Origin of the sequence: Klebsiella sp. YJ (assembly GCF_002108615.1) — a bacterium.
In the GTDB taxonomy this organism is placed as follows: Bacteria; Pseudomonadota; Gammaproteobacteria; order Enterobacterales; family Enterobacteriaceae; genus Klebsiella; species Klebsiella planticola.
This window is the reverse complement of the sequence record NZ_MTEG01000112.1, coordinates 1-631: the sequence shown is the minus strand read 5'-3', so window position 1 is coordinate 631 and position 631 is coordinate 1. Positions and strand designations below refer to the sequence as shown.

The 631-nt window shown below is 54.7% G+C and carries 1 pseudogene; it reads left to right on the top strand.

Features of this window, described 5'->3' with window-relative positions:
* Nucleotides 1-68: 68 nt before the first annotated feature.
* Nucleotides 69-631: pseudogene (locus BV390_RS30430) on the top strand (IS5-like element ISKpn26 family transposase); the annotation flags it as partial.

Here is a 631-nt window from a genome sequence, read left to right as displayed (position 1 = left end):
GGAAGGTGCGAACAAGTTCCTGATATGAGATCATCATATTCATCCGGAGCGCATCCCAGAGGGACATCATGAGCCATCAACTCACCTTCGCCGATAGTGAATTCAGCACTAAGCGCCGTCAGACCCGAAAAGAGATTTTCCTCTCCCGCATGGAGCAGATTCTGCCATGGCAGAATATGACCGCTGTCATCGAGCCGTTTTATCCCAAGGCGGGCAATGGCCGACGGCCCTATCCGCTGGAGACCATGCTGCGTATTCACTGCATGCAGCATTGGTACAACCTGAGCGACGGTGCCATGGAAGATGCCCTGTACGAAATCGCCTCCATGCGCCTGTTTGCCCGATTATCCCTGGATAGCGCCCTGCCGGATCGCACCACCATCATGAATTTCCGCCACCTGCTCGAGCAGCATCAACTGGCCCGTCAATTGTTCAAGACCATCAATCGCTGGCTGGCCGAAGCAGGCGTCATGATGACCCAAGGCACTTTGGTGGATGCCACCATCATTGAGGCACCCAGCTCTACCAAGAACAAAGAGCAGCAACGCGATCCGGAGATGCATCAGACCAAGAAAGGCAATCAGTGGCACTTTGGCATGAAGGCCCACATTGGTGTCGATGCCAAGAGTGG